At 58.5% G+C, this 25,077-nt stretch carries 25 protein-coding genes; 1 reads left to right on the top strand and 24 read right to left on the bottom strand.

What is annotated here, in order from left to right; all coding sequences use genetic code 11:
* Positions 1-67: 67 nt before the first annotated feature.
* The 3 genes from ACP4CD_RS18545 to ACP4CD_RS18555 form a co-directional block, all read right to left on the bottom strand.
* The gene (locus tag ACP4CD_RS18545; protein ID WP_426992030.1) at positions 68-1,120 is read right to left on the bottom strand and encodes an NAD(P)-dependent alcohol dehydrogenase; all 1,053 of its coding nucleotides are present in this window, start codon (positions 1,118-1,120) and stop codon (positions 68-70) included.
* Between the two features lie 167 nt (positions 1,121-1,287).
* Positions 1,288-2,679, bottom strand: coding sequence for an amino acid permease (locus tag ACP4CD_RS18550; protein WP_426992031.1), 1,392 nt, complete (start codon positions 2,677-2,679; stop codon positions 1,288-1,290).
* 15 nt (positions 2,680-2,694) lie between these two features.
* Complete coding sequence (locus ACP4CD_RS18555) at positions 2,695-3,435, bottom strand: pentapeptide repeat-containing protein (protein ID WP_426992032.1); 741 nt, start codon at positions 3,433-3,435, stop codon at positions 2,695-2,697.
* 182 nt (positions 3,436-3,617) lie between these two features.
* Here ACP4CD_RS18555 and ACP4CD_RS18560 point away from each other — a divergent pair, with 182 nt between their 5' ends.
* A complete protein-coding gene (locus ACP4CD_RS18560) occupies positions 3,618-4,067 on the top strand; it encodes a DciA family protein (RefSeq protein WP_426992033.1) in 450 nt (149 codons plus the stop codon).
* 21 nt (positions 4,068-4,088) lie between these two features.
* On the opposite strand, the gene lpxC is transcribed toward ACP4CD_RS18560, so the two are convergent.
* From lpxC to ACP4CD_RS18665, 21 genes are all read right to left on the bottom strand, one after another.
* Positions 4,089-5,015: a UDP-3-O-acyl-N-acetylglucosamine deacetylase gene (gene lpxC / locus ACP4CD_RS18565; RefSeq protein WP_064028470.1), complete on the bottom strand. Its 927-nt coding sequence runs from the start codon at positions 5,013-5,015 to the stop codon at positions 4,089-4,091.
* 105 nt (positions 5,016-5,120) lie between these two features.
* Positions 5,121-6,278, bottom strand: a complete 1,158-nt coding sequence (gene ftsZ / locus ACP4CD_RS18570) for a cell division protein FtsZ (RefSeq protein WP_064028472.1) — start codon at positions 6,276-6,278, stop codon at positions 5,121-5,123.
* A gap of 23 nt (positions 6,279-6,301) precedes the next feature.
* Positions 6,302-7,528 carry a cell division protein FtsA gene (gene ftsA, locus ACP4CD_RS18575; RefSeq protein WP_064028474.1) on the bottom strand — a complete coding sequence of 409 codons (1,227 nt, stop codon included), beginning with the start codon at positions 7,526-7,528 and terminating at the stop codon, positions 6,302-6,304.
* Positions 7,529-7,549: 21 nt separating this feature from the next.
* Positions 7,550-8,293 (bottom strand): cell division protein FtsQ/DivIB, encoded by a 744-nt coding sequence (locus ACP4CD_RS18580; RefSeq protein ID WP_064028476.1) that lies wholly within the window; start codon positions 8,291-8,293, stop codon positions 7,550-7,552.
* The gene (locus tag ACP4CD_RS18585; RefSeq protein WP_071159067.1) at positions 8,280-9,230 is read right to left on the bottom strand and encodes a D-alanine--D-alanine ligase; all 951 of its coding nucleotides are present in this window, start codon (positions 9,228-9,230) and stop codon (positions 8,280-8,282) included. The genes ACP4CD_RS18580 and ACP4CD_RS18585 overlap by 14 nt, the downstream gene beginning before the upstream one ends.
* Positions 9,227-10,117 carry a UDP-N-acetylmuramate dehydrogenase gene (gene murB, locus ACP4CD_RS18590; protein WP_426992035.1) on the bottom strand — a complete coding sequence of 297 codons (891 nt, stop codon included), beginning with the start codon at positions 10,115-10,117 and terminating at the stop codon, positions 9,227-9,229. The genes ACP4CD_RS18585 and murB overlap by 4 nt, the downstream gene beginning before the upstream one ends.
* Complete coding sequence (gene murC / locus ACP4CD_RS18595; protein ID WP_426992037.1) at positions 10,114-11,565, bottom strand: UDP-N-acetylmuramate--L-alanine ligase; 1,452 nt, start codon at positions 11,563-11,565, stop codon at positions 10,114-10,116. The genes murB and murC overlap by 4 nt, the downstream gene beginning before the upstream one ends.
* Entirely contained in the window at positions 11,562-12,638 is a 1,077-nt protein-coding gene (gene murG, locus ACP4CD_RS18600) for an undecaprenyldiphospho-muramoylpentapeptide beta-N-acetylglucosaminyltransferase (protein WP_426992038.1), read from the bottom strand. Before murG ends, murC begins: the two co-directional genes overlap by 4 nt.
* A complete protein-coding gene (ftsW, locus tag ACP4CD_RS18605) occupies positions 12,635-13,801 on the bottom strand; it encodes a putative lipid II flippase FtsW (protein ID WP_071159063.1) in 1,167 nt (388 codons plus the stop codon). The genes murG and ftsW overlap by 4 nt, the downstream gene beginning before the upstream one ends.
* Positions 13,795-15,165: a UDP-N-acetylmuramoyl-L-alanine--D-glutamate ligase gene (gene murD / locus ACP4CD_RS18610; RefSeq protein WP_426992039.1), complete on the bottom strand. Its 1,371-nt coding sequence runs from the start codon at positions 15,163-15,165 to the stop codon at positions 13,795-13,797. Before murD ends, ftsW begins: the two co-directional genes overlap by 7 nt.
* A 2-nt stretch (positions 15,166-15,167) precedes the next feature.
* A complete protein-coding gene (gene mraY / locus ACP4CD_RS18615; RefSeq protein ID WP_064028490.1) occupies positions 15,168-16,250 on the bottom strand; it encodes a phospho-N-acetylmuramoyl-pentapeptide-transferase in 1,083 nt (360 codons plus the stop codon).
* Positions 16,250-17,614 carry a UDP-N-acetylmuramoyl-tripeptide--D-alanyl-D-alanine ligase gene (locus ACP4CD_RS18620; RefSeq protein WP_426992041.1) on the bottom strand — a complete coding sequence of 455 codons (1,365 nt, stop codon included), beginning with the start codon at positions 17,612-17,614 and terminating at the stop codon, positions 16,250-16,252. The genes mraY and ACP4CD_RS18620 overlap by 1 nt, the downstream gene beginning before the upstream one ends.
* Positions 17,611-19,071, bottom strand: coding sequence for a UDP-N-acetylmuramoyl-L-alanyl-D-glutamate--2,6-diaminopimelate ligase (locus ACP4CD_RS18625; RefSeq protein ID WP_168028364.1), 1,461 nt, complete (start codon positions 19,069-19,071; stop codon positions 17,611-17,613). The genes ACP4CD_RS18620 and ACP4CD_RS18625 overlap by 4 nt, the downstream gene beginning before the upstream one ends.
* Positions 19,068-20,792, bottom strand: coding sequence for a peptidoglycan D,D-transpeptidase FtsI family protein (locus ACP4CD_RS18630; protein WP_064028494.1), 1,725 nt, complete (start codon positions 20,790-20,792; stop codon positions 19,068-19,070). Before ACP4CD_RS18630 ends, ACP4CD_RS18625 begins: the two co-directional genes overlap by 4 nt.
* Positions 20,793-21,065, bottom strand: a complete 273-nt coding sequence (gene ftsL, locus ACP4CD_RS18635) for a cell division protein FtsL (RefSeq protein WP_064028496.1) — start codon at positions 21,063-21,065, stop codon at positions 20,793-20,795.
* The gene (rsmH, locus tag ACP4CD_RS18640) at positions 21,065-21,994 is read right to left on the bottom strand and encodes a 16S rRNA (cytosine(1402)-N(4))-methyltransferase RsmH (protein ID WP_426992042.1); all 930 of its coding nucleotides are present in this window, start codon (positions 21,992-21,994) and stop codon (positions 21,065-21,067) included. The genes ftsL and rsmH overlap by 1 nt, the downstream gene beginning before the upstream one ends.
* 5 nt (positions 21,995-21,999) lie before the next feature.
* Positions 22,000-22,467, bottom strand: coding sequence for a division/cell wall cluster transcriptional repressor MraZ (gene mraZ, locus ACP4CD_RS18645; RefSeq protein WP_064028500.1), 468 nt, complete (start codon positions 22,465-22,467; stop codon positions 22,000-22,002).
* Between the two features lie 296 nt (positions 22,468-22,763).
* The gene (locus ACP4CD_RS18650; protein ID WP_426992044.1) at positions 22,764-23,762 is read right to left on the bottom strand and encodes an NAD(P)H-dependent glycerol-3-phosphate dehydrogenase; all 999 of its coding nucleotides are present in this window, start codon (positions 23,760-23,762) and stop codon (positions 22,764-22,766) included.
* A 9-nt stretch (positions 23,763-23,771) separates the two neighbouring features.
* A complete protein-coding gene (secB, locus tag ACP4CD_RS18655) occupies positions 23,772-24,245 on the bottom strand; it encodes a protein-export chaperone SecB (RefSeq protein WP_064028504.1) in 474 nt (157 codons plus the stop codon).
* A gap of 23 nt (positions 24,246-24,268) precedes the next feature.
* A complete protein-coding gene (locus ACP4CD_RS18660; RefSeq protein ID WP_064028506.1) occupies positions 24,269-24,706 on the bottom strand; it encodes a rhodanese-like domain-containing protein in 438 nt (145 codons plus the stop codon).
* 34 nt (positions 24,707-24,740) lie between these two features.
* Positions 24,741-25,052 carry an ArsR/SmtB family transcription factor gene (locus ACP4CD_RS18665; protein ID WP_064028508.1) on the bottom strand — a complete coding sequence of 104 codons (312 nt, stop codon included), beginning with the start codon at positions 25,050-25,052 and terminating at the stop codon, positions 24,741-24,743.
* Between the last annotated feature and the right edge of the window lie 25 nt (positions 25,053-25,077).

A 25,077-nucleotide genomic window follows, 5' to 3' on the forward strand; every position in this document is an offset into this window, starting at 1 on the left:
AAAGTGGCCGGTACTTTCGGCCCGAAAAGTTCCGCGGAGCAACGATTGGCGATGGCCGTCTCCGTGCTTATTGGACGGGCAGCGTCGCCATGTCGATCACGAAGCGATATTTTACGTCGTTGTTCAGCATGCGCCGATAAGCCGCGTCGATATCAGGCATTGCGATCAATTCGATATCGGCGACGATACGGTGTTCGGCGCAAAAATCCAGCATTTCCTGGGTTTCGCGGATGCCGCCGATCAAGGAACCGACCAGCGAACGGCGTTTGAAAATCAGGTTGCCGACGTTGGGCGACGGATGCGGGCGCTCCGGCACGCCGACCAGACACAAGGTACCGTCACGCTTTAAAAGACTCAGATAAGCATCCAGGTCGTGGGCGGCGGCGACGGTATCCAGAATGAAATCGAAGCTGCCGAGATGTCGGCGCATCGCTTCCGGGTCCTTGGAAACAACCACCTGATGGGCGCCTAAACGTTGCGCGTCGGCGGCCTTTTCCGGCGTGGTGGTGAATAACACGGTCTCGGCGCCGAAGGCATGCGCGAATTTAACGCCCATATGCCCCAGCCCGCCTAAACCGACGATGCCGACCTTGTGGCCGGCTCCGACCCGCCAATGCCGCAGCGGCGAATAGGTGGTGATGCCGGCGCACAGCAGTGGCGCAACGCCGGCTAGCGCCAGTGTATCCGACACCCGCAACACAAAACGCCGGTCGACCACGATCCGATTCGAGTAGCCGCCGTAAGTCATCGTGCCGGTATGCGGGTCCGGACTGTTATAGGTAAACACGGTCGCGTTGCAAAACTGTTCTTGATGATCCAGGCAATCCGGACAGGTGCCGCACGAGTCCACCATGCAGCCGACGCCTACCCGGTCGCCGGGCTTAAAATCCCCGGCCTCGGTTCCGACGTCGACGACATGGCCGACGATCTCATGGCCGGGTACGATAGGGAAGGTCGTACCTTGCCACTCGTTGCGCACTTGGTGCAAGTCGCTGTGGCAGACGCCGCAGTAGGCGATGTCGATCAACACATCGCTAGGGCCCGGTTCCCGGCGTTGAAAGGCGAACGGCCGCAACGGCGACTGGGGATCGAAGGCGGCGTAGCCGAAACTTTGCAACATAAACGACTCCTGGGCTGACGGATGCCCGCATTGCGGTATCGGCCGATCGACTGCGGCGGACGGCCGATACCGAAGCGCTTTCGGCACTAACAATATAGTCGGAATTCCTGGCGGTGGACGTAGCGTTTGCCCGCATTCCTCCGGGATTGCACGGCCGGCGCCCCAGCCTAGCGGCGTAATTGGCTGTGTTTTATGCCGTAACCGAAATAAATCAAAAACCCGATCAGCAACCACACCACCAACCTGATCCAAGTGTCGACCGGCAGGCCTGCCATCAAACTCAAGCACACCAAAATACCGGCAATCGGCACGTACGGTACCGCCGGGCATTTAAAATGACGTTCCATTTCCGGATGACTGTTCCGCAAAATCCAGACTCCGCCGCACACCAGCACGAACGCGAACAGCGTGCCGATACTGACCAATTCGCCGAGTTTCTCGATCGGCATGAAGCCGGCCAGTAAGGAGACCGCGATGCCGACCAGAATGGTCGATAAATACGGGGTTTGAAAATTAGGGTGTACTTGGGCGAACAGCGGAGGTAGCAGTTGATCCTTGGCCATCGAGAAGAAGATTCGGCTTTGCCCCATCAGCAACACCAACATCACCGAAGTCAGCCCGGCGATGGCGGCGATTTTAATAATCGGCGACAACCAACTCATGCCGACATGATCGACCGCCAGTGCAATCGGCGCCGGCACGTTCAGCTCGGTGTACGGAATGATGCCGGTTAACACCCCGGCCACCAAAATATAAAGCAAGGTGCAGACCGCCAACGAGCCGATGATGCCGATCGGTACGTCGCGCTGCGGGTTGATGGCTTCCTGGGCGGCGGTGGATACCGCGTCGAAGCCGATGTAGGCGAAGAAAATCACACCGGCGCCGGTCAGTACGCCGCCGAAACCGAACGGCGTGAAGTCGGCCCAGTTCTGAGTTTGAATATGTCCGGAACCGGCAATGATGAATACCACGATCACCGAAAGCTTAATCAACACCATCACGAAGTTGAAGATCGCCGATTGGCGGATACCGGTCACCAGCAGCCCGGTCAGTAGCAAGATCACGGAGACTGCTGGCAAGTTAATGAAACCGGCCTCGGGATTAGCCAAGTAGGCCGTGGTCAGATAAGTGGGTAGATGCAGCCCCAGCGCATCCAGAAAACTGGTCAGATAACCGGCCCAGCCTATCGCCACCGTGCTGCTGGCCAACGCATATTCCAGTACCAAATCCCAGCCGATGATCCAGGCCATCAACTCGCCCATCGTCGCGTAGGCGTAGCTGTAGGCGCTGCCGGACACCGGAATCATCGCTGCCAATTCGCTGTAGCACATCGCCGCCAGTCCGCAGGCGATGCCGGCCAGGATGAACGACACCACGATGGCCGGGCCGGCGTATTTGGCGGCGGCGATGCCGGTCAATACGAAAATCCCGGCGCCGATAACCGCGCCGATGCCGAGCAAGGTCAAGTCCTTGGCGGTCAGGGTCTGCTTCAGGCCGTGTTCGACGCCGGTCAGGGCGTCAACGCTTTTACGCCGGGTCAGTTGCGCGGGAAGTGGCATGTCGAATCTCGATGATTATTGGAAATTGGGTTTGTGCTGGGCGCCGTCGAAGCGGGCACCATCGGTGACAGCGCCGGTAAAAATGGCATCGTGCAGTTTGGTCGCCGAAAAATTGGCATCGGTCAGGTCGGCGCCGCTCAGGTCGGCGCCGTCCATGTCGGCCGAATAGAGATCGGCGCCGCGCAGATTGGCTTGCATCAGTTTGGCGTGCTTGAGCATGGCCCGGCCGAGTTTGGCCTGGCTGAGATTGGCGCCGCTCAGGTTGGCGCCTTTCAGGCTGGCGCGCATCAGACCCATGGATTGGTTTTTCATGTCGGCGGCCCAATCGGCGCCGCTGATGTTGGCGCCACTCAAGTTCGCGCCGTCCATGATCGCGACGACCCGGCTACCGCTCAGGTCGGCGCCGCGCAGATCGGCATGCATCAGGCTGACGCCGAAGATGCTGGTGCGGCTCAGGTTGGCGCCGTTTAGATTAATACCGGTCATCACGGTCAAATCCAGCGTCAAACCGGCCAGATTGCTGTGATTGAAATCGGCGCGGCGCAGATCGGCGCCCCACAGGTCGGCATGGCGAAAATCCAGATGGGACAAATCGACGCCCTTCAAATCCTTGCGGCGTAAGTCGGCGGGGTGTTGCTGGCCGGCCTTGGCCAACAGCTGTTGAACTTCGGCCCGGGTCAGGTCGGCGGCGGCGGCCGGCTGGGTCGTTGCCAGCGCCACACAGACGGCCAGCAAAAAACGGACGGCGGACTTCATGATTCGAATCTCCTGAACGTGTGGTTTCGGTTCGGCGGTCGGCCATCACCGGCGGCCAACCCTCATGCTGACAGCGTATCATAACGCCGAGCTTGGGACAGCTCGATTCTGTCCGCCGGTTTGGCGGATCGCGCCGGGCCGGTTACTATCTCCGCCAATGATTCCAAGAGGTATCCGCCGGCATGAAGAAACCCGCACCCGCGTTTAAATCGATTCACGAATACGACATCGGCCCGTTGGCGATGTGCTTTGCCCGGCTCGGCGAGCAGCAGGCTTTGTTGGCTAAAGTCAGGGCGGTATTGCCGGAAGCCTTGGCAGGGCATGTCCTTCATACCGTGCTGTCCGGTAATCGCTTGTTGCTGTACGTGGATAGCGCGGCCTGGGCATCGCAAATTCGGTTTTTTCGGGACGCGATACTGGCGCTGGGTCTGCAAGCCGGTCGGCAATCGGTCAACGACGTGCAACTCAGGATACTGCAAGCCGAGGCGGTTGAGCGCGTGCGGCAAGCTAACTTGCCGACGCCGGAAACGGCGGAACGGATTGCCGCGGAAAGCGGAGCGGAAGGGGACGAGCTGGCGGCGGCGTTAAACCGCTTGGGAGCGACCTTGCGGCGGCGGTTGCGCGAGCGCTGACCGCCGCCGATTGGCGGAGATTTAGCCGGCCGCGCGGGCGGATGGCTGAGCGGAGTGCATGAACGAAATCGGCGCTTCCTCGACGCTGTCGAAAGTCACCATTTCCCAAGCATCCCGGTCGTTGAGCAGGCTCAACAACAATTTATTATTTAACGCATGACCGGACTTGAAGCCCTGGTATTCGCCAATTAGGCTGTGACCGAGCAAATACAGGTCGCCGATCGCATCGAGGATTTTGTGTTTGACGAATTCGTCGGCATAGCGCAGACCGTCTTCGTTCAACACTTTATCGTCGTCGACGACGATGGCGTTATCCAGACTGCCGCCCAGCGCCAGATTGTTTTCGCGCAGAAATTCGATGTCCTTCATGAAGCCGAAGGTACGGGCACGGCTGACTTCCTTGACGAAGGTGGTCGAAGAAAAATCCATCACCGCCGTTTTCAAGTGTTCGGAAAACGCCGGGTGCTCGAAATCGATCGTGAATGTCACCTTGAAGCCTTCGAAGGGTTCAAAGGCCGCCCATTTATCGCCTTCCTCGACCCGAATCGCCCGCTTGATGCGAATGTATTGCTTGGGCACGTCTTGTTCGACCACGCCGGCGGATTGCAATAAAAACACGAAGGGACCGGCGCTGCCGTCCATGATCGGTACTTCGGCGGCGCTGACGTCGATGATCGCGTTATCGATGCCCAGACCGGCCAGGGCGGACAGCAGGTGCTCGACCGTGGATACTTTAACGCCGTCGCGTACCAGCGTCGTCGACAATTTGGTTTCGCCGACATTCTCCGGGCGGGCGGAAATCGTCACCGGTTGGTCCAGATCGACCCGGCGGAAGCGGATGCCGGTGTCCGGATCGGAAGGATGCAGAGTCAGATAGACCTTGTCGCCGGTGTGCAAACCCACGCCGGTGGCCCGGATGGTGTTTTTTAAGGTACGCTGTTTAATCATGAAGTGCCGATAAAAAGGTAAAACAAAGCGGGGAGTCTACCACAGTTTATGCGATAGCTCTCCCCTGGCCCCGGTCCGGTCGCCTCATGGCGGAGTCGGCGTTGCTTAGTCGGCTTGGCGTCTCAAGAAGGCCGGAACGTCCAAGTAATCCAGATCGACATCGTTGCGCGGTTGAGCGCCGAATCGCGATTCGCGGGCCGATTCCTGTTTTTGTTGGCGGATCACGGTCGGTTTTTCCAATTGACCGTAATCGACTTCGCCGGCCGCCACTTTCTTGACCAGACTGATCGGCGCGGCCGCCTTGACTTTTTCGCCCATTCCGGTGGCGACGACGGTGACCTTAACTTCGGTACCCATGGCCGGATTGACCGCCATGCCGATTTTGATGTCGGCATCGTCGGACGCGAACGCATGCATGATGCTGCCGATTTCGTCGAACTCGTTCAAGCCCAGGTCGCCGTTGGACGTGACGTTCACCAGAATGCCGCGCGCGCCTTGCAGGTTGATGTCTTCCAAGAGCGGGCAGGCGATGGCTTTTTCGGCGGCCAGACGGGCACGGTTTTCGCCGCTGGCGACGCCGGTACCCATGATCGCGCTACCCATATTGGACATTACGGTGCGGACGTCGGCGAAGTCCACGTTCATCAGACCCGGATGGGTGATCAGCTCGGTGATGCCTTGTACCGCGTCCAGCAGCACGTCGTTGGCGACCCGGAACGAATCGACCAGCGAACGGTTATTGCCCAGTGTCGGCAGCAGTTTTTGGTTAGGGATAATGATCAACGAATCGACCAGTTTTTCCAGGTCGCGCAAGCCGGACTCGGCAACCGCTTTCTTTTTGGTGCCTTCGAAGTCGAAGGGTTTGGAGACCACCGCCACGGTCAACACGCCCAGTTCCTTGGCGACTTCGGCGAATACCGAGATCGCGCCGGTGCCGGTGCCGCCGCCCATGCCGGCGGTCAAGAACACCATGTCGGCGCCGTCCATGACTTCGCGAATACGCTCGCGGGTTTCCTCGGCGGCGGCGCGGCCGACTTCCGGCCGGGTGCCGGCGCCCAGACCCTTGGTCAGTTCCACGCCGAGTTGCACGATGGTATCCACGCTCATTTGTCTCAGGGCTTGGGCATCGGTATTCGCGCAAATGAATTGCACGCCGTCGATGCCGGTTTCCACCATGTGATTGACGGCGTTGCCGCCGCCGCCGCCGACGCCGATGACTTTGATAACCGCCGTGCCGCTACTGTCCAATAATTCATATTTCATTTTTACGCCCTCCAGACAAACAATTAAAAATTACCTTGAAACCAGCTTTTGATTTTCGAAAACAAATCCAGACCTTCTTCGTTCAACCCCAACGCCCGGCCATGATGGTCCTTGCCGTATAGCAGCAAGCCTACCGCGGTCGAATAAATCGGGTTTTCCGCCACATCGGTCAATCCCGACACGTGCAGCGGAACACCCATGCGGACCGGCATGTGGAATATCTCCTCCGCCAACTCCGTCAAACCCTTCACTTGCGAACTGCCGCCGGTGATGACCATGCCGGCGGCGATCAAATCTTCGTAACCGCTGCGGCGCAGTTCGGCCTGCACCAGCAGCATCAATTCCTCGTAGCGCGGCTCGACGATCTCGGCCAGATTTTGCGCCGAGATCTTGCGCGGCTCGCGGTCGCCGATGCTGGGCACGTCTATCGTTTGCTGCGGATCGGCCAGTTGGGTCAGCGCGCAGGCGAATTGGCGCTTGATGTCCTCGGCGTTCTTGGTCGGAGTACGTAGTGCGACCGCAATGTCGTTGGTGACCTGGTCGCCGGCGATCGGGATCACAGCGGTGTGCTTGATCGCGCCTTCCGAAAAAATCGCCAGGTCGGTGGTGCCGCCGCCGATGTCGATCAAACACACGCCCAAATCCTTTTCGTCGTCGGTCAACACCGCCGAGCATGAGGCCAGTTGTTCCAGCACGATGTCGTCCACGTCCAAACCGCATTTGCGGATGCATTTGACGATGTTTTGTTCGGCGCTGACGCTGCTGGTCACCATGTGTACCTTGGCTTCCAAACGGATGCCGGACATGCCGATCGGCTCCTTGATGCCTTCCTGCTGGTCGATCACGAATTCCTGCGGCAGGATGTGCAGGATTTTCTGATCGGCAGGAATCGCCACCGCCCGGGCCGAATCGATCACCCGGTCGATGTCGTGCTGGGTGACTTCCTTTTCCTTGATCGCGACGATGCCGTGCGAATTCAGACTTTTAATATGGCTGCCGGCAATCCCGGCGAACACCGATTTGATTTGGCAGCCGGCCATCAGCTCGGCTTCCTCGACCGCGCGCTGGATCGAGTGCACGGTCGATTCCAGATTGACGACGATGCCTTTTTTAAGGCCCTTGGACGGTGCCGTGCCGATGCCGATGATTTCGATTTCATCGCCGCCCCGGTACTCGCCGACGATGGCCGCGACCTTGGACGTGCCGATGTCCAGCCCCACTAAAATATTTCGATCTGTCTTTTTGGCCATTTTCGTTTGCTCTGTAAGCGTTTAAATCAAGTTCTTATTCTTTTCCACAATGGCTTTCCAATCGATGGCAGCCACTTCCGGTTTCCAGGTCACCGCGTATCCGTTCGGATAGCGGGTATCGACGCTGGCCATCATGGCCACTTGCTCGGCGCCCAACAAATCCATCGTTTTTAAAAAGCGTTGCATGTTTTCCAGCGGCGCCTTGCGGCCCAACTGCATTTCCAAGCCGCTGGCCAACTTGAGCCGCCAGGCGCGCCGCTCGTTGACGTGAAACTCCGCCAGCTGCAACGATTTATCCTTCAAGACGATATAAACGCCCTTCATGATTTCCAGCAGTTTCTTCTCTTGACCGGACGGACCGGTAATCAAAGGCAGATGCCGAAACGGTTCGATATTGTCCGGGGTCAGCACATCGCCCTGCTTGTTCAGCAAAGCATTGCTTCCCCAGCGAACCACCGGCTTGTGCTCGACGATTTTGATATGCACCGCGTCCGGCCAGACCCGCTTGACGTCCACCTTGTCCACCAGCGGCAAATCCTTAATGGCCTGATGAACCGCCTGCATATCGGCATGGTAATAACCCAGCTTCATTTGCGGCGCCAACACCTGTTTCAGGCGCTCCTTATCGGTATATTGAAAGGCGCCCTCGATCTTCACGTAGCGGATCGGCTGGTTGCGCAGCATGCCGGTACTGACTTTTTGCCAGCCCCACCAACCGCCGCCGCACAGCAAGGCCGCGAGCAATAAAGTCCTAAGCCTGATCACCGCTCGCCACCATACTGGTTTCCAAAATTCGCCAGACCAGTTCTTGGAAATCGATGCCCACCGCCTTGGCCGCCATCGGTACCAAGCTGTGGTCGGTCATGCCCGGCACGGTATTGACTTCGATCAATTGCAGCCGGCCGCTGTCGTCGATGAAGGCATCGACCCGGCCCCAGCCGCTGACGCCGACGGTCTGACAGGCTTTCAATGCCAGGGCTTGCAGTTCTTTTTCCCGTTCATTGTCCAAGCCGCAAGGGCAGTGATATTGAGTGGTGTTAGCACGGTATTTGGCGTCGAAATCGTAAAAAGTGTGCGGCGTTTCCAGCCGGATCGCCGGCAGCGCCTCGCCGTTGAGCATGCCTATCGTGTATTCCTGGCCTTGTATCCATTGTTCGGCGTACACATCGCAACGGTATTGGCTGGCCAGTTTCAGCGCGGCAGCCAGTTCTTCACGATTGTGGGCCTTGCTCATGCCGATGCTGGAGCCTTCTTGGGCCGGCTTGACGATGACAGGAAAACCCAGGGCATTGATGCAGGTGTCGAGGTCCTGGTCGCCGGTCAGCAAAAACCAGCGCGGCGTGGGTAGACCGGCGCCTTGCCAGCACAATTTGGTGCGCAGTTTGTCCATCGCCAACGCCGAGGCCAGCACGCCGGAACCGGTATACGGCAATCCCAATGCTTCCAGCACCGCTTGCAACACGCCGTCCTCGCCGCCGCGGCCGTGGATCACGTTAAAAACTCGGTCGAAGCGCTGGCCGGCCAACGCGTCGATCGGGCTGGCGGTGACATCGATCGCCACGGCGTCGACGCCGCCGGCTTTCAACGCCTGGTAAACCGCATTACCGCTGTTCAGCGACACTTCCCGCTCGGCGGCGGTGCCGCCCAGCAGCACCGCGACCTTGCCGAATTCGCTCGGGTTTTTGATTTGCAAGGGTTTCATTGTTTCTCACCTATCCGGCAAACTTCGGTTTCCAGCACAACGCCGAATTGCGCCTGTACCCGGTTTTGGATCAGTTCGATCAGGGTTTCGATGTCCGCCGAACTGGCCTTGCCGCTGTTTTCGATAAAATTGGCGTGCTTCTCCGAGACCACAGCGCCGCCGACCGCGTAGCCTTTCAGGCCGCAGGCTTCGATCAGCCGCGCCGCGTAATCGCCGGGCGGGTTTTTGAACACCGAGCCGCAGGTGGGCTTGTTGGTCGGCTGGCTGGCGTTGCGTTTTTCCAGCAAACTCTTGATGTGTTGCTGACTGGCTTCGCTATCGCCCTTACGCAACAGCAATTGGGCCGATAAAAACCATTCGTCTCTGAGGCCTTGCACCGAGCGGTAGGCCACTTCGAATTCGCCGTGATTGCGCAACGCGACGGCGCCGGCGCGGTTGATCGTTTCCACTTTATCGACGATACGCCAGGTTTCGCCGCCGAAGGCACCGGCGTTCATCCGCAATGCACCGCCCATCGTGCCGGGAATCCCGGCCAAAAACTCGGCGCCGACCAGCCCCAGATCGCTGCAAAACCGGGCGACGTGGGCACAGGGCACGCCGGCTTCGACGTAGACGCGTTCGGAATCGAGCAAATACAGGTCTTTCAATCGATTCCGGGTGTGGACCACCGTGCCTTTGACACCGCCGTCGCGCACCAAAAGATTGCTGCCCAGCCCCAACCAATACAAGGGTTCTTCGACCGGCAACTCGGCGATGAACGCGATCAGGTCGGCTTTGTTTTCTGGTACATACAGGCGCTCGGCAGGGCCGCCGACCCGCCAACTGGTGTACTTGGCCAGCGGCTCGTCGGTCAGCAAAGTGCCTTTCCAGGTCGCGGTAGCCATCATGTCGCCAGCCTCTGGGAGGCCAGCGCCTCGGCCAGTTTTTGCGGCAGATCGGCGGCGATCTGGCCGACGTTGCCGGCGCCCATCGTCAAAATCACATCATCCTTGGCAACGATACCGGCCAATATCGTCGGCAAGTCCTCGCGGTTTTGCACGAACACCGGATCGACCTGACCGCGGGTTCGGATCGAACGGCTCAGAGCCTTGCCGTCGGCGCCCGTGATCGGCGCTTCCCCGGCGGAATAGACATCCAGCAAGATCAGCACGTCGACGCCGGACAAGACGTCGACAAAATCCTCGAACAGATCGCGGGTGCGGGTATAGCGGTGCGGTTGAAATACCACCACTTTGCGGCGTGTCGGCCAGGCTTGGCGCAGGGCTTCCAAGGTCGCGGCCAATTCGCGCGGGTGATGACCGTAGTCGTCGACCAGCGTCAGCTTGCCGCCGGCAAATTCGATGTCGCCGTTGATTTGAAACCGCCGTCCTACGCCCTTGAATTCGGCCAGACTTTTGACGATGGCCTCGTCGGCCACGCCCAGCGCGGTGGCGATCGTGGTCGCCGCCAGCGCGTTCAGCATGTTGTGCCAGCCGGGCAAATTCAGCGTGACTTGCAACGCCGGCAAATTGCCCCAGCGCAGTACCGTGAAGTGGGTGCGCAGACCGTCTTGTTGGATGTCGACCGCTCGCACGTCGGCGTAGCTGCTGACGCCGTAAGTTTTCACCGGTTTGGACACGTTAGGTAGCACGTCGCAAACGCCGGGGTCGTCGATGCACATCACCGCCAACCCGTAGAACGGCAGTTGGTGCAAGAACTTCAGGAAGGTTTCCTTCAGTTTGCCGTAGCTGCCGCCGTAAGTTTCCATGTGGTCCTGGTCGATGTTGGTGACGATCGCCATCATCGGTTGCAGGAACAAAAACGAGGCATCGCTTTCGTCGGCTTCGGCGACCAGATATTTGCCCAAACCGAGCTTGGCGTTGGCGCCGGCGCTGTTCAAGCGCCCGCCGATCACGAAAGTTGGATCCAGGCCGCCCTCGGCCAGCATCATCGTCGTCAAACTGGTGGTCGTGGTCTTGCCGTGGGTGCCGGCGACGGCGATACCGAAGCGGAAGCGCATCAGTTCGGCCAGCATTTCCGCGCGGGGAATCACCGGAACCCGATTTTCGTAAGCGGTGACGATTTCCGGGTTTTTACGGTCGACGGCGGTCGACGTGACCACGACATCGACATCGGCGACGTTTTCGGCCCGATGGCCGAAATAGACTTTGACGCCCAGGCTTGCCAGGCGATCGGTCACCGGCGACGCCTTGATGTCGGAGCCGGACACGCTGTAGCCCAGGTTGCTCAACACTTCGGCGATACCGCTCATGCCGGTGCCGCCGATGCCGACGAAATGGATTTTGTCGATATCGCCGAGCGCCTGATTGGCGGCGGGAATGCTGGGGCGGTTCATGACGCGGCCTCTAGGCTAAGCAACTCGGCGCACAAGTCGGCGACGGTTCGGGTGGCGTCGGGGCGGGCGAGGGCCTTGGCGGCGCGGCTCATTTCAGGTAATGCGGTCATCGCTTGTTGGATAGCCTTGCGCAGGTTTTGCGCGTTCAATTCGGATTGCGGCAGCAGCAGCGCGGCGCCGGCCTCGGTTAAATAGCGAGCGTTGGCGTTCTGATGGTCGTCGATCGCGTGCGGCAACGGCACGAAAATCGCCGGCAGCCCGCATGCGGCCACTTCGCTGACCGTCATCGCGCCGGCCCGGCAAACGATCAGATCCGCCCATTGGTAGGCGCCGGCCATGTCGTCGATAAAGGCTAGCGCTTCGGCGTTCATTGCCAACTCGCGGTAACGCGCCGCGACCTCGGCTTGCATGGCGCCGCCGGTTTGGTGTTTGACGTCCAGTTTGTCCAGGCCGGCCAGGGCGTCCGGCAGCGTCTCGTTCAAGACTTTCGCGCCCTGACTGCCGCCCAACACCAGAATCCGGACATTTCTGCCGGCGCTCGGCGTCCATTCGGATTTATCGGCGATTTCGGCGAAAGCCTGTCTGAGCGGATTGCCGGTACAGATGGCGCCGACGTCACTTTCGAAGCTGTTCGGAAATGCTTCCAATACCTCGCGGGCCGCCAAACGGGCTAGCCAGCGGTTGGTCGTGCCGGGCACCCGATTTTGTTCGTGGATTATCAGCGGGATGCCCAACCATTTCGCCATCAAACCGCCCGGACCGGCGACGAATCCGCCCATACCTAAAACCAGGTCGGGATGGCGTTGCCGCAAGATGGTTCGCGCCTGCCAGCAGGCTTTTAGTAAACGTAAGGCGCCGGCCAGCTTGGCGAGCAAGCCCTTGCCACGTAGGCCGGCCACGGCCAGCCAATCGATTTCGAAACCGTGAGTAGGCACCACCTTGGCTTCCAGGCCTTTCTCTGTGCCCAGCCAACTGACCCGCCAGCCGCGTTCGCGCAACTCTTGGGCGACGGCCAATGCTGGGAAGACATGGCCGCCGGTGCCGCCGGCCATGATTAAAATGTGCCCGCTCATACCGGCCGCCCTTTCACGTTGTTCTTGTTGTGTTCGGTCACCTCGTAATGAATCCGAAACAACACCGCCACCGCTCCGCACATGACGATCATGCTACCGCCGCCGTAACTCATCAGCGGTAAGGTCAAGCCCTTGGTCGGCAGGATGCCCATGTTGACGCCCATGTTGACGAAGGCTTGAAAGCCGAACCAAATGCCCAGGCCGTAAGCGACCAGGCCGGAGAACTGCAGGCCGGCGAGTTGGGCTTGCTCGCCGATCGCGAAGGCACGGATCAACAACGCCGTGAACAGGCCAACCACCAGAATGACGCCCAACAAGCCGAGTTCCTCGCCCAATACCGAAAACAAGAAGTCGGTGTGGGCTTCCGGCAGATAAAACAGTTTTTGCAGGCCGTTCCCCAGGCCAACCCCGGCAAACTCGCCGCGGCCGAAGGAAATCAGCGCCTGGGTCAGCTGATAGCCGCTGTCCCTGGCGTGTTCCCACGGGTCCAGAAAGCTGATCACCCGCTTCCAGCGATACGGCGAGGTGTAGGCCAGCATCGCGGCGGCCATCGAAACCGAAGCCACCAGTACGACGAAAGGCGACAAACGCGCGCCGCCCAGAAACATCATGCCCATGGCGATGATCAAAATGACCACGGCCGAACCGAAATCCGGTTCCAGCAGCAGCAACATGCAGGCTACCGAGAACAGCATCAACGGTCGAAGCAGGCCGAAAATCGAGCGTCGGACATGATCGCCGTGCCGAGTGATATAGCCGGCCATGTAAATGACCGAAATGAATTTGACCACTTCGGAAACCTGAATCCGCAGGCCGAGTATCGATAGCCAGCGAATACTACCGTTGACGCGGACGCCGACCCCCGGCACCAGCACCACCAACAGCAATACCAGTCCGGCGATGAACAGCGGCTGGCCCATTTTTTCCCAACTTTTCATCGGCACATTCAATACAGCGGCGGCAAAACCCAGGCCCAGCGCGATGTGCACCAATTGCTTAAACGGAAAATGCGAAATGTCTTCCGCCATCTTGACGCCCAAATGTAGCGAGGCGGACACGACCATGATGAAGCCCACGCCGAGCAGGCTGAAGCAAGCCAGCATTAACACCGGATCGACGTGGAGCCGATTTTGCGCGCGGGGTTTCGGGGTCGGTTTCAGCATGACGGCAGTTCCATCACCGCTTCGGCGAATTTGTTGCCGCGATCCACGTAGCTGCGGTATTGATCCAGACTGGCGCAAGCCGGCGACAGCAATACCGTGTCGCCTTCGCCGGCCAGACCGGCGGCGATCCGGACCGCCTCCTTCATATTGCCGGCGAAATGGACCGGCACGCGCTCTTGCAACGCGGCGGCGATCAGATCGGCATCCTTGCCCATCGCGACGACCGCCTTGGCCTTTTCGGCAACGGCCGGTGCCAGTTCGCTCATGTCGGCGCCCTTGGCGTCGCCGCCGGCAATTAGAATCACTTTTCGTTCGTAGCCTTGCAACGCGGCGATACAGGCGCCGACGTTGGTGGCCTTGGAATCGTTGACCCAGTGCGCGCCGGCTTTTTCGGCGATTTTCTGCATTCGGTGCGGCAGTCCCTTGAACTTGCGTAATGCGTCGCACATCGCGGTCATGCTCAAACCGACCGCTTGGCCCAGCGCCAGCGCCGCCAACGCGTTGGCGAGGTTGTGGCTGCCCTCCAGGCGCAAGCGATTGGCGGCCATCAGGGCTTGCTCGCCCTGCATCAAATAATCGGTTTCGCCGCGACGCAGATAGAAGTCGGCGGTGTCGCGGATCGAGAAGGTCAGGCAGGGGCGGTCGGCTTCGCGCATCGCCATCACCAGCGGATCGTCGAGATTCAACACCATCACGCCGTCGCCCCTGAATACCCGTTGTTTTTCGGCGGCGTAGTCGGCCATGCCGGCGTGGCGATCCAGATGATCCGGCGTCACGTTCAACACCGTCGCGGCCGCCGCGTTCAGCGCGGTGGTCCGTTCCAACTGAAAGCTGGACAATTCCAGCACGTATAGATCGGCGTCTTGCTGCAATAAATCCAGCGCCGGCGTGCCCAGATTGCCGCCGATCGCGGTTTTAACCTCGGCCGCGTTGCCCATGTCGCCCAGCATCGTGGTGACGGTGCTTTTACCGTTCGAGCCGGTAATCGCGACGACCGGTTTATCGGTCGCGCAAGCAAACAAATCGATATCGCTGATGACACGGACACCAGCTTGTATGGCTTGGCAAATCGCGGCCTCGGCCAGCGACACGCCGGGACTGATGACCAGATGGGTGGCGACGGCCAGGGCCGATTGATCGAAACCGCCGGTGAACACCGGCACGTCAGGCATTTGTTCGCGCAAGACATCGATCAGCGGCGGATTTTTCCGGCTGTCGACGACCGCGAATTTCAACGGGGTTTTTTGCAGGAATTGGGCAACCGACAGGCCCGTCGCGCCCAGTCCGACGATCAACAGCTTGCTGTTCGCCGCGGTCAGCGCGAAGTGGTGTTCCAGTTTGGCCAGTAACGCGTCGATGTCCATGCTTATCTCAGTTTCAGGGTGGCCAGGCCGATCAGCACCAGGATGACCGATACGATCCAAAAGCGGACGATGATGCGGGGTTCCGGCCAGCCTTTCAGTTCGTAATGGTGATGAATGGGTGCCATCAGGAATACCCGTTTCTTGCGGGTTTTATAGGAGGCAACCTGGATGATGACCGACACGGTTTCGACGACGAAGATGCCGCCCATGATGACTAGCACGATTTCCTGACGTACCAAGACCGCCACGATGCCCAGCGCTGCGCCTAGGGCCAGCGCGCCGACGTCGCCCATGAAGACCATGGCCGGATAGGCGTTAAACCATAAAAAGCCCAGGCCCGAGCCGATCAGCGCCGCGCAAAACACCACCAATTCGCCGGAGCGGGGAATGTGCGGGATTTGTAGATATTGAGCGAAATTGGCGTGGCCGGACAAATAGGCGAAGATCGCCAGCGCGGCGGCGATCATCACGGTCGGCATGATCGCCAGGCCGTCCAGGCCGTCGGTTAAATTGACGGCATTGCTGGAGCCGACGATGACGAAATAAGTCAGCACCACGTAACTCCACCCCATGTCCAGCGTGACGTGTTTGAAAAACGGTACGATGAATTGGGTTTCGGCGGGGACTTGCGCGGTGTTGTACAAATAAATGCCGGCCGCCAGCGCGACCACCGATTGCCAGAAATACTTGGCCCTGGCGGACAAGCCGTCGCTGTTGCCGAGCAGCACTTTTTTATAATCGTCGATGAAGCCGATCACGCCGTGCGCCAAGGTCACCACCAATACTACCCAGACGTAACGGTTGTTTAGGTCGGCGCACAGCAAGGTGCTGATCGCCACCGAAAACAAGATCATCGTGCCGCCCATCGTCGGCGTGCCGGATTTGGATAAATGGCTTTGCGGGCCGTCGTCGCGCACGCTTTGGCCGATTTTACGGCGAGTTAGTCTTTCGATCATCGCCGGACCGATCAAAAACGACATCGCCAACGCGGTCAACACGCCCAAAATCGCGCGGAAGGTCAGATAGTGTAAGACCCGGAAACCGCTGTCCAAACTGCTGAGGTAGTCTGCGAGTAAAAGTAACATTAGGCTGCTCTAAAGGGGTGGGTGAGCGCCGCCGCGACGTTTTCCATCTTCTGGGCCCGAGAACCTTTCACCAATACGGTTTCGGAACCGGCCAGCGCGGTCGTCAGCGCGTCGATTAATTGTTGTTGTGTGTCGAAATAATCGCCGCCGGCGCCGAACGCGGCGACGGTATGGCGAGTCAGTTCGCCGGTCGCGAACAGGCGCGTCACGCCCGCGGCTTTGATTAATTCGCCCATCTCGCGGTGGAGTCGCGGGCTTTCCGGCCCCAGTTCGCCGAAAGCGCCCAGCGCCAGCCATAGCGGCTGCTGCCGGACAGGTACCGCGTCCAGTGCGGCTTTCAACGAGGCTGGATTGGCGTTGTAAGTGTCGTCGATGACGATATTGCCCAGCTTGCCTTGCAAGGCCTGCATGCGGCCGGTCACGGGCCGCAGTTGTTCCAGGCCGCGCCGAATGTCGGCAAGCGGAATGCCGAATTGCAGGGCCACGGCGGAAGCGGCCAGCGCGTTTTTGACGTTATGGGCGCCGGCCAGCTTTAGGTGGATGGTCAGGCGCTCGGCGCCGGCGATCAGGTCGAAATGGGTGTCGAAGCCTGCCGGGTCCAGCGCGGTTTCGATCCGTTCGGCGCGAATATCGGCGGCTGGCGTCAAGCCGAACGACACGGTCTTGCGCTGGCCGGCCAAGCTCAGCCAGTAGTCGTAGTAGGCGTCATCGCGATTTAAAACCGCGATGCCCGCCGCGCCTAGATTCTCGACGATTTCACCCTTGGTTCTGGCCACGCCGTCGGTATCGCCGAAGCCTTCGATATGGGCCGGGCCGACGTTGGTGATGACGCTAACATCGGCCTGGGCACGCCGGCTGGTGTAGGCAATTTCGCCGGGGTGGTTGGCGCCCATTTCGATGACGGCGTAGCGGTGGGATTCACGTAATTTCAACAAGGTCAGCGGCACGCCGATGTCGTTGTTCAAATTGCCCTGAGTGGCCAGTGTTTCGCCTTGGGTGGCGAAGATGGCGGCGAGCATTTCCTTGACCGTGGTTTTGCCGTTGCTGCCGGTGACGCCGGCTACCCGCACCGGTAATTGCCGGCGCCAGTGGCCGGCCAACTCGGCCAACGCCAAATGGCTGTCGGCGACGACGATTTGCGGTAGGCTCGATTCGACCGGGCGCTCGACCAACAATGCCGCCGCGCCGGCCGCTTCCGCATTGGCGGTGAAATCGTGACCGTCGAACTGGCGACCCTTGATCGCGATATATAAATCGCCGGGCTGTAAGGTACGGGTGTCGATGCCGATGCCGCTGATCGTTCGATCCGGTCCGGTCAAGCTGCCGGCCACGGCCGCCGCGATGTCGATTAGGTTTAGGTTCACGGCGCCCTCCATTCGGCCAGCGCTTGGCGAACCACGGCCTGGTCGCTGAACGGCCATTTGACGCCTGCGATGTCCTGGTAGTCTTCGTGGCCTTTGCCGGCCACGACGATGCAGTCGTCGGCTTGGGCTTGTTGAATGGTGGTGACGATGGCGGTGGCCCTGTCGTTGATTACGGTAATTTTTTGGCTTTCGCAGCCGCTTAAAATGTCTTTGATAATGTCGGCCGACGCTTCGTGGCGCGGGTTGTCGTCGGTAACGATGACCTGATCCGCCCAGGTTTCGGCGATCCGGCCCATTTGGGGTCGTTTACCCTTGTCGCGATCGCCGCCGCAGCCGAACACGACTTTCAGTCGGCGAGCGCCCTTGACCGCACGCAATACTTTTTCCAGCGCGTCCGGGCTGTGCGCGTAATCGACGAATACCGTCGGCTTGTCCTGGCCGCCGAAGCGTTCCATGCGGCCGGCAATCGCGCGCAAATCGGCCAGTTTGGCAACCGCGCTCGCGAACTCATGGCCGGTCGCCAGCAATACGCACAACACCGCCAGCAGGTTTTCCAAGTTAAAATCGCCGGCGATGCCGGTCACGGCGCGTAGGCGTTGCTTTTGGTACACCGCGTCGAATGCGATGCCGTCGGCGTGGTACTCGATGTTTTCCGCGACCACGCCATGTGCGTCCGCCAGGGTTTTGCCGGATTTGCTGTAAGTCCAGTGCGTAGCGCTCGGCGCGATGCTCGCCAAAACTTCGGCGCTGCAGGCGTCGTCGAGGTTGACTACCGCGAATTGCAGCGTCGGCCATCCGAACAACTTCAACTTGGCTTGCAGGTAGTCGGCCATCGTGCCGTGGTAATCCAAGTGGTCGCGGCTTAAATTGGTGAACACCGCGCCGGCGAATGTCACGCCGTTGACTCGGCCTTGTTCCAGTCCGTGCGATGAGACTTCCATTGCCACCGCGCGTTTGTTTCGCCGCAGCAGTTCGGCCAACATTTGTTGCACCGCCAATGCGTCCGGCGTGGTGTTGGCGGTCGGCTGCAAATTATCGACCTCGCCCCAGCCCAACGTGCCGATCACACCGCAAGCTTCGAGCGCTTGGGCGATCAATTGGCTGCAAGTGGTCTTGCCGTTGGTGCCGGTCACGCCGATGACCGTCAAGCGGTCGGACGGCTTTTGGTAAAACCGTGCGGCGATGTCGCCCAGGCTCTCGCTCAATCCGGCGACCGCGACGGCGGTTATTCCGGGCGTAACGGCCGCTTGTTCCGGCCGGCCGGCCGGGTCGTAAATGATGGCAATAGCACCGTTAATCAGCGCTTGGCCGGCATGAGTCAGTCCGTGTTGGTTCGAGCCGTTCAGCGCGATGAAGGCGTCGCCGGGGCGAACTTGCCGGCTGTCCAAGGCCAGACCGGCGATGTCGATATCGTCGGTGGCGGTGGCGTAGCCTGAAAGTAGCTCGGTCAATTTCATCGTTTGCTCAACAGTAAATGCATGGTGTCGACGCCGTCCGGTTCGACCCCGTAAACCCGCAATGCGCCGGCCATCACCCGCGAAAACGCCGGGGCGGCGACCAAACCGCCGTAATACTGGCCGCTGGTCGGCTCGTCGACGACGATCGCGATGATGAAGCGCGGGTTGCTGGCCGGCGCCATGCCGACGAACACCGACAGGTATTTGTCTTCGGTATAGCCGCCGGCCATCGCTTTTTTGACGGTGCCGGTCTTGCCGGCAACGCGGTAACCTTCGACGCGAGCTTGGTAGGCGGTGCCTTCCTTGCTGATCACGTGTTCCAGCATGTCCCGAACTCGGCGGGCGGTTTCCGGTTTGAATACGCGTTGGGCGTCCGGGTCCTCGTCGCGCTTCAACAAGGTGACCGAATGCAGCACGCCGTCGTCGGCTAGCGCGGTATAGGCGCGGGCCAATTGCAATACCGAGGTCGAAACGCCGTAACCGAACGACAGCGTCGCCTGGTCGAATTCATGCCAATTCTGATAATCCAATAGCGTGCCGCTGGCTTCGCCCGGAAAACCGACGCCGGCCGAGGTGCCGAAGCCGAGTTTGCTGTAAATTCCCCAAAAATATTCCGGCGGCATCGTCATCGCGATTTGGGTGACCGCGATATTGCTGGATTTTTGCAATACATGCGTCAAATCCAATGTGCCGTAGTTATGCACGTCCTTGACGACGTTGCGGCCCAGGTGATAGGCACCGTGGGTTTCTATCATCACGTTCGGGCTGATATAGCCGCCGTCCAAAGCCGCCGCGACGACGAAAGGCTTGACCGTCGAGCCGGGCTCGAAACTGTCTACCATCGCCCGGTTGCGATAACGGTTGCTGCTCAGTTCCTTACGGTTGTTCGGGTTGAACGCCGGTTGGCTGACCGTGGCCAGCACGTCGCCGTTTTTGGCGTCCAACACTACCAGCGAGGCCGAATGCGCCTTGTTTTGAAGCATGGCGTTCTGCAATTCCCGATATGCCAGATACTGGATGCGCTCGTCTATGGTCAGGACCAAATCCCGGCCGGGTACCGCTTCTTCGATATTTTCGACATCCTTGATAATTTGGCCCTTGCCGTCCTTAATCACCCGTTTTTTGCCGGGCTGGCCGCGCAAGATATGTTCGTAACCGTGCTCCATGCCTTCCTGGCCGACATCGTCAATGTTGGTGAATCCCAACAAATGCCCCGAAACCGCGCCGGCCGGATAATAGCGCTTGAACTCGCGCTCGAAATACACGCCGGTAATATCGAGTTCCTTGACTTTTTCAGCCACATCCGGATTGATCTGCCGGCGGAGATACAAAAAGCGTTTGTTGGCGTCTTTCTCTTTTTTTAACTGCGCCCGTAATTCCTTTTCTGGATAGCCGAGGATTTTCGCCATCGGCGTCAGCTTGTCCTGTTCGGCGTCTTTCAATTGTCGCGGATTGACCCAGATCGATTGCACCGGTGTGCTGATCGCCAGCGGTTCGCCGTTTCGATCCTGAATTTGGCCGCGATAGGCCGGCACCGGTACGATGTCGATGTGCTGCATGTCGCCCTTGTCTTGCAGGAACTCCTTGTCCAGCACCTGCAAATACACGGCACGACCGATCAAGGCCGACATCGCCACCAGCATCAACGTCAACAACATGCGGCGTCGAATCACAAAATCTGAACTTTGCGGCAACCCGACCGCCCCCGTGGTAATACGCATTTACGGTTTTATGTAGATGATTTTGTCCTGCGCTGGCAACGTCAACATCAGCCTTTGCCGGGCCGCGATCTCCACTCGGTTTTCCTCGGTCAAGGTGGTCAATTCCAGTTGCAAGCGACCCCATTCCACTTCGTAATCGTCAAGTTCCTTTTCCTTTTTCTGAATTTCCATGAATAACAGTCGCGATTCGTACTTGCTGTAGATCACTGCAATCGCCGAGATCAGCAACATCGCCACTAACGCCGTCAGGAAAATATTTCGAGCGATAGCCATCAGCGTTTCTCCGCCACGCGCATTACCGCGCTACGCGCGCGGGCGTTGGCTTGCAATTCGTCGTACTGGGCGCGAATCGCCTTGCCGATTTTGCGCAGTCGGCCTTGTTCAATATCGCGCTCCCGGACCGGTAATTTGCCTGGGTCGTGCTTCGCGCCGGCCTCGTCGCGGATAAAGTTCTTCACAATGCGGTCTTCCAGCGAATGAAACGAAATCACGACTAATCGCCCTTCCGGCGCCAACGCCTCCAGCGCCAGCCGCAGGGCGGTGCGTAACTGTTCCAATTCCTGATTGATTTCTATCCTGATGGCCTGGAAACAGCGTGTGGCCGGGTGTTTGTGTTTGTCTCGGAACGGCACGTTGTCTTCGATTAGTTTGGCCAATTGCGCTGTCGTCGTCAGCGGGTGCGATTGCCGCTGGGTGACAATGGCCTTGGCTATTCTGCGCGAATAGCGTTCTTCGCCGTATTCGAAAAAAATTCTTGCCAGTTCCGATTCTTCTACCTTGGCCAGATATTCGGCGGCCGTCGGGCCGCGTTGCGAGTCCATGCGCATGTCCAACGGGCCGTCGCGGAGAAAACTGAAACCGCGTTCGGCCTTATCCAGTTGCGGCGAAGAAACGCCCAAATCCATCAAGATGCCGTCCAATTTGCCGTGACAGCCCGATTGCTCCGCCACGGAAGCCAGCTCCGAGAAGCAAGCGTGATGAAGGCTGAAGCGCGGATCCGCTTTCAGTTCGTCGGCGGTCGCGCTAACAATCGCATCGTAATCGCGGTCCGTGGCCAATAGTCGGCCGGATTCGCCAAGCCGGGTCAAGATACCGCGGCTGTGGCCGCCTCTCCCGAAGGTGCAGTCCAGGTAGACGCCGTTAGGTTTTATCCGGAGTTCCCGCAGGGCTTCTTCGTATAAAACAGTCTGGTGGCCGGACATCCCGGTCAGAACGACAAGGAGCCGAGTTCTTCAAGGCCCTCGGTGTCGTTGCCGTCCATCCACTCCTGTTCCTTGGCCTTCCAGGCTTCGTCGTTCCAGATCTCGAACTTGTTCAGTTGACCGACCAAAACAATATGTTTCTCCATGCCGGCAAACTCTCTGAGCTTTTCCGGCAGCAACAAGCGGCCCTGAGTATCCATTTCACATTCGGAAGCGTTGCCAATCACAAATCGGCGCAATTTGCCGGCCATCTTGTTAAGCGTCGGCAGCTTGCTGATGGTTTGTTCGAGTTTTTCCCACTCGGGAAGCGGGTACAGCCACAGGCAGCCCGGCTCGCCTATGCATTTGTCGTCGACGGCGACAGTCACAACCATTTGGCGGTCACAGCACTCTTGTAACTCCTCCCGGTACCGGGTAGGAATCGCAACGCGCCCTTTCGCATCCAAACTGATTGAACTAATGCCTCGAAACAAGATACGCCTCAAATTTCCAAAAAATTCCCTTTTAAACCACTTTATAGCACTTTTGTACCACTATAGTTTTCAACGGTGGGTTAGTCAAGAGGCATTTAGATTAAATTCTTTCTTTTTCTACAATGACTTAGACAGGATTGGCTGGGAAAAACCCCGAAATCCAGGGAAACGAGTGAAACTCGATTTTTATCAAAACCTTAACGGGAATTTGTTAGGCAACGCACAATCCGTGGGGCGTAATACCCCTGTTTTTAAAATGAATTGCGTATTGATGACCGGGAGGTCGGTGCGACAGGTCAATATTCCGATTTCGGATTACGACCCAGCAGATTTTGAACGGCTTGTAGCGGAGCGAGCTGATTGAACAATACGTTGTAAACCTGCTCGGTGATGGGCATTTCGACGAGATGTTTTTGTGCGAGAGTCTGGGTCAGGCGCGCGGCGGAGATACCTTCCACGGCCTGATTAATGTCGGCCAGCGCCTGACTCTGGCTCTTACCCTGTCCCAAGGCTAATCCGAAGCGGCGGTTGCGCGACTGGTCGTCGGTGCAAGTTAGAATTAAATCGCCCAGACCGGCCAAACCCATAAAGGTATCCGGCTGGCCGCCCAAGCGAATACCAAGGCGGATAATTTCGCTAAGGCCGCGGGTAATTAACGCGGAGCGCGTGTTCGCTCCAAACCCCAAGCCGTCGGCAATGCCGGCCGCTATCGCCAGGACATTTTTACACGCGCCGCCGACTTGCACGCCGACGATGTCGGTACTGGTATAAACTCTAAAGCGTTGATTGTGGAGAATTCCGGCCAGTTCGGCCGCGAAAGGTTCGGAAATCGATGCAACGGTGAGTGCGGTGGGTAGGTCGTCGGCGACTTCCCGAGCGAAGGTTGGGCCCGATAGTACCGCCGTCGCCGCGCCATGCCCCAGAACGTCGGCGGCAACATCGCTGAGTAACGCACCTTCCGCGCCGTCAAAGCCTTTAGTCGCCCAGGCAATTTTCGGCGACTCGTCTAGCATCGGCTTGATTGCGGTCAAAGTGTTCCGGAACGCGTGACTGGGAACCGATATCAGCAAAATGTCGCTGAATTCAACCGCCTGTTTCAGATTACTGGTGACGGCCAGGTTGGCCGGAAACGGTTTGTCCGGCAGATAGCGCCGGTTTTGCCGATCGGTATTTAGGTCGGCCACATGCCGTGGATTGTGAGCCCACAGCATGGTGGCGCTGCCGTTTCTGGCGGCTTGAATCGCCAGAGCCGTTCCCCATGAACCGGCACCGAATATGCTGATCGCGGGCGGCATTAAAACGGCTTAGTTTAAGGTTTTATCTTCAGGAGCTTGCTGAGCTTGAGCTTGTTGTAATTGCTGCATATACAGCGCGTCGAAATTGACCGGAGCCAGAATCAATTGTGGGAAGCCGCCCTTGCTGACCAAGTCGGAAATGACTTCTCGAGCGTAAGGGAACAAAATGTTGGGACAGAAGCTGCCTAGCATCGGCCCCATTTCCTGATCGGTGAATCCGGCGATCATGAAAATGCCCGACTGATTGACTTCAACTAAAAATGCGGTGGCCTCGCCCACTTTGACGGTAACCGTCAAGGTCAGCGACACTTCGTAAACCGAGGTGTCTATCGCGTTGACATGGGTGCCCAGGTTCAAGTCCAGCGTGGGTTCCCATTTCTGGGTAAAGATTTTCGGCGCGTTGGGGGTTTCAAAAGAAATGTCCTTGGTATAAATCTTTTGAATGACGAACTGCTTGTCGGTCTGGGCGTTGATTTCGGCCATGAGTTTCCCTTCGGTGTTGTGGGTTAGGATTGAGTTTTGCTGATTTTGACCGGCAGTTTATAGTCTTCCCAGGATTGCATTCCGCCGGTCATGTTAAATACTTGTTCGAAACCCGCCTTGGTCAGCGTCTTGCATGCCGCCGCCGAACGCGCGCCGGTTTGGCAGGTGACGATTACCGGGTGTTGTTTGTGTTTTTCCAGCGAGGCCAGCTTCTCCTCCAGTTTGCCTAATGGGATGTTAATGGCGTTCTCGATGTGGCTTTTGCCGAATTCGTTCAACTCCCGGACATCCACCACCACGCTGTTGGTATTGTCCATCTTGGTCACCGCAATCAGCGGGGAGATGCTTTCGAATTTATTGAACGAGTTGGAAATCAAATCCTGGATCAGCAAAAAAATGACGCAGACCAGCGAAAAGGCAAGCAAATAGTGGTTGGTGGCAAATTCGATATATTGGTCCATCGTTAAATTCTGTTGAGGTTTCGGAAACTAAAATTCAAGTGCTGCAAAACACGCTGCGCATCATTTGGATCAGGTGTATTACGCGTTCGTCGTCGATAAAATAGTAAACGCGGTTTGCTTCCTTTTTGTAATCAAGGATGCCTTTGTCCCGCAAAATGGCCAAATGCTGGGAAATGTTGCTCTGGCTGGTGCCGACCTGCTCCACAATATCCTGGACGCTAATTGAGTTGCTGCCCAACACGCAAAGAATTTTGAGGCGTAACGGGTGAGACATCGCTTTCAAGCAGCAGGCGGCGCGACTGATGTCCTGGTCGTCGTAGGAATTGCTGTGGTCTATTTCTTCCATTGATCCCGAAATGAGCTAAGAATTG

This window comes from Methylomonas stagni, assembly GCF_050154735.1.
In the GTDB taxonomy this organism is placed as follows: Bacteria; Pseudomonadota; Gammaproteobacteria; order Methylococcales; family Methylomonadaceae; genus Methylomonas; species Methylomonas koyamae_A.

Bases quoted from the DNA above. Each gene is read 5' to 3' on its own strand.
- ACP4CD_RS18555 (WP_426992032.1), bottom strand. From the start codon at position 3,435: ATGAAGTCCGCCGTCCGTTTTTTGCTGGCCGTCTGTGTGGCGCTGGCA.
- murD (WP_426992039.1), bottom strand. From the start codon at position 15,165: ATGGACATCGACGCGTTACTGGCCAAACTGGAACACCACTTCGCGCTG.
- ftsW (WP_071159063.1), bottom strand. From the start codon at position 13,801: ATGCTGAAACCGACCCCGAAACCCCGCGCGCAAAATCGGCTCCACGTC.
- ACP4CD_RS18660 (WP_064028506.1), bottom strand. From the start codon at position 24,706: ATGGACCAATATATCGAATTTGCCACCAACCACTATTTGCTTGCCTTT.
- ACP4CD_RS18625 (WP_168028364.1), bottom strand. From the start codon at position 19,071: ATGAAATTGACCGAGCTACTTTCAGGCTACGCCACCGCCACCGACGAT.
- ACP4CD_RS18585 (WP_071159067.1), bottom strand. From the start codon at position 9,230: ATGAAACCCTTGCAAATCAAAAACCCGAGCGAATTCGGCAAGGTCGCG.
- murG (WP_426992038.1), bottom strand. From the start codon at position 12,638: ATGAGCGGGCACATTTTAATCATGGCCGGCGGCACCGGCGGCCATGTC.
- ftsA (WP_064028474.1), bottom strand. From the start codon at position 7,528: ATGGCCAAAAAGACAGATCGAAATATTTTAGTGGGGCTGGACATCGGC.
- secB (WP_064028504.1), bottom strand. From the start codon at position 24,245: ATGGCCGAAATCAACGCCCAGACCGACAAGCAGTTCGTCATTCAAAAG.
- ftsZ (WP_064028472.1), bottom strand. From the start codon at position 6,278: ATGAAATATGAATTATTGGACAGTAGCGGCACGGCGGTTATCAAAGTC.
- lpxC (WP_064028470.1), bottom strand. From the start codon at position 5,015: ATGATTAAACAGCGTACCTTAAAAAACACCATCCGGGCCACCGGCGTG.
- murB (WP_426992035.1), bottom strand. From the start codon at position 10,117: ATGATGGCTACCGCGACCTGGAAAGGCACTTTGCTGACCGACGAGCCG.
- rsmH (WP_426992042.1), bottom strand. From the start codon at position 21,994: ATGTCCGGCCACCAGACTGTTTTATACGAAGAAGCCCTGCGGGAACTC.
- ACP4CD_RS18550 (WP_426992031.1), bottom strand. From the start codon at position 2,679: ATGCCACTTCCCGCGCAACTGACCCGGCGTAAAAGCGTTGACGCCCTG.
- murC (WP_426992037.1), bottom strand. From the start codon at position 11,565: ATGAACCGCCCCAGCATTCCCGCCGCCAATCAGGCGCTCGGCGATATC.
- ACP4CD_RS18630 (WP_064028494.1), bottom strand. From the start codon at position 20,792: ATGCGTATTACCACGGGGGCGGTCGGGTTGCCGCAAAGTTCAGATTTT.
- ACP4CD_RS18545 (WP_426992030.1), bottom strand. From the start codon at position 1,120: ATGTTGCAAAGTTTCGGCTACGCCGCCTTCGATCCCCAGTCGCCGTTG.
- ACP4CD_RS18560 (WP_426992033.1), top strand. From the start codon at position 3,618: ATGAAGAAACCCGCACCCGCGTTTAAATCGATTCACGAATACGACATC.
- ACP4CD_RS18650 (WP_426992044.1), bottom strand. From the start codon at position 23,762: ATGCCGCCCGCGATCAGCATATTCGGTGCCGGTTCATGGGGAACGGCT.
- ftsL (WP_064028496.1), bottom strand. From the start codon at position 21,065: ATGGCTATCGCTCGAAATATTTTCCTGACGGCGTTAGTGGCGATGTTG.
- mraY (WP_064028490.1), bottom strand. From the start codon at position 16,250: ATGTTACTTTTACTCGCAGACTACCTCAGCAGTTTGGACAGCGGTTTC.
- ACP4CD_RS18665 (WP_064028508.1), bottom strand. From the start codon at position 25,052: ATGGAAGAAATAGACCACAGCAATTCCTACGACGACCAGGACATCAGT.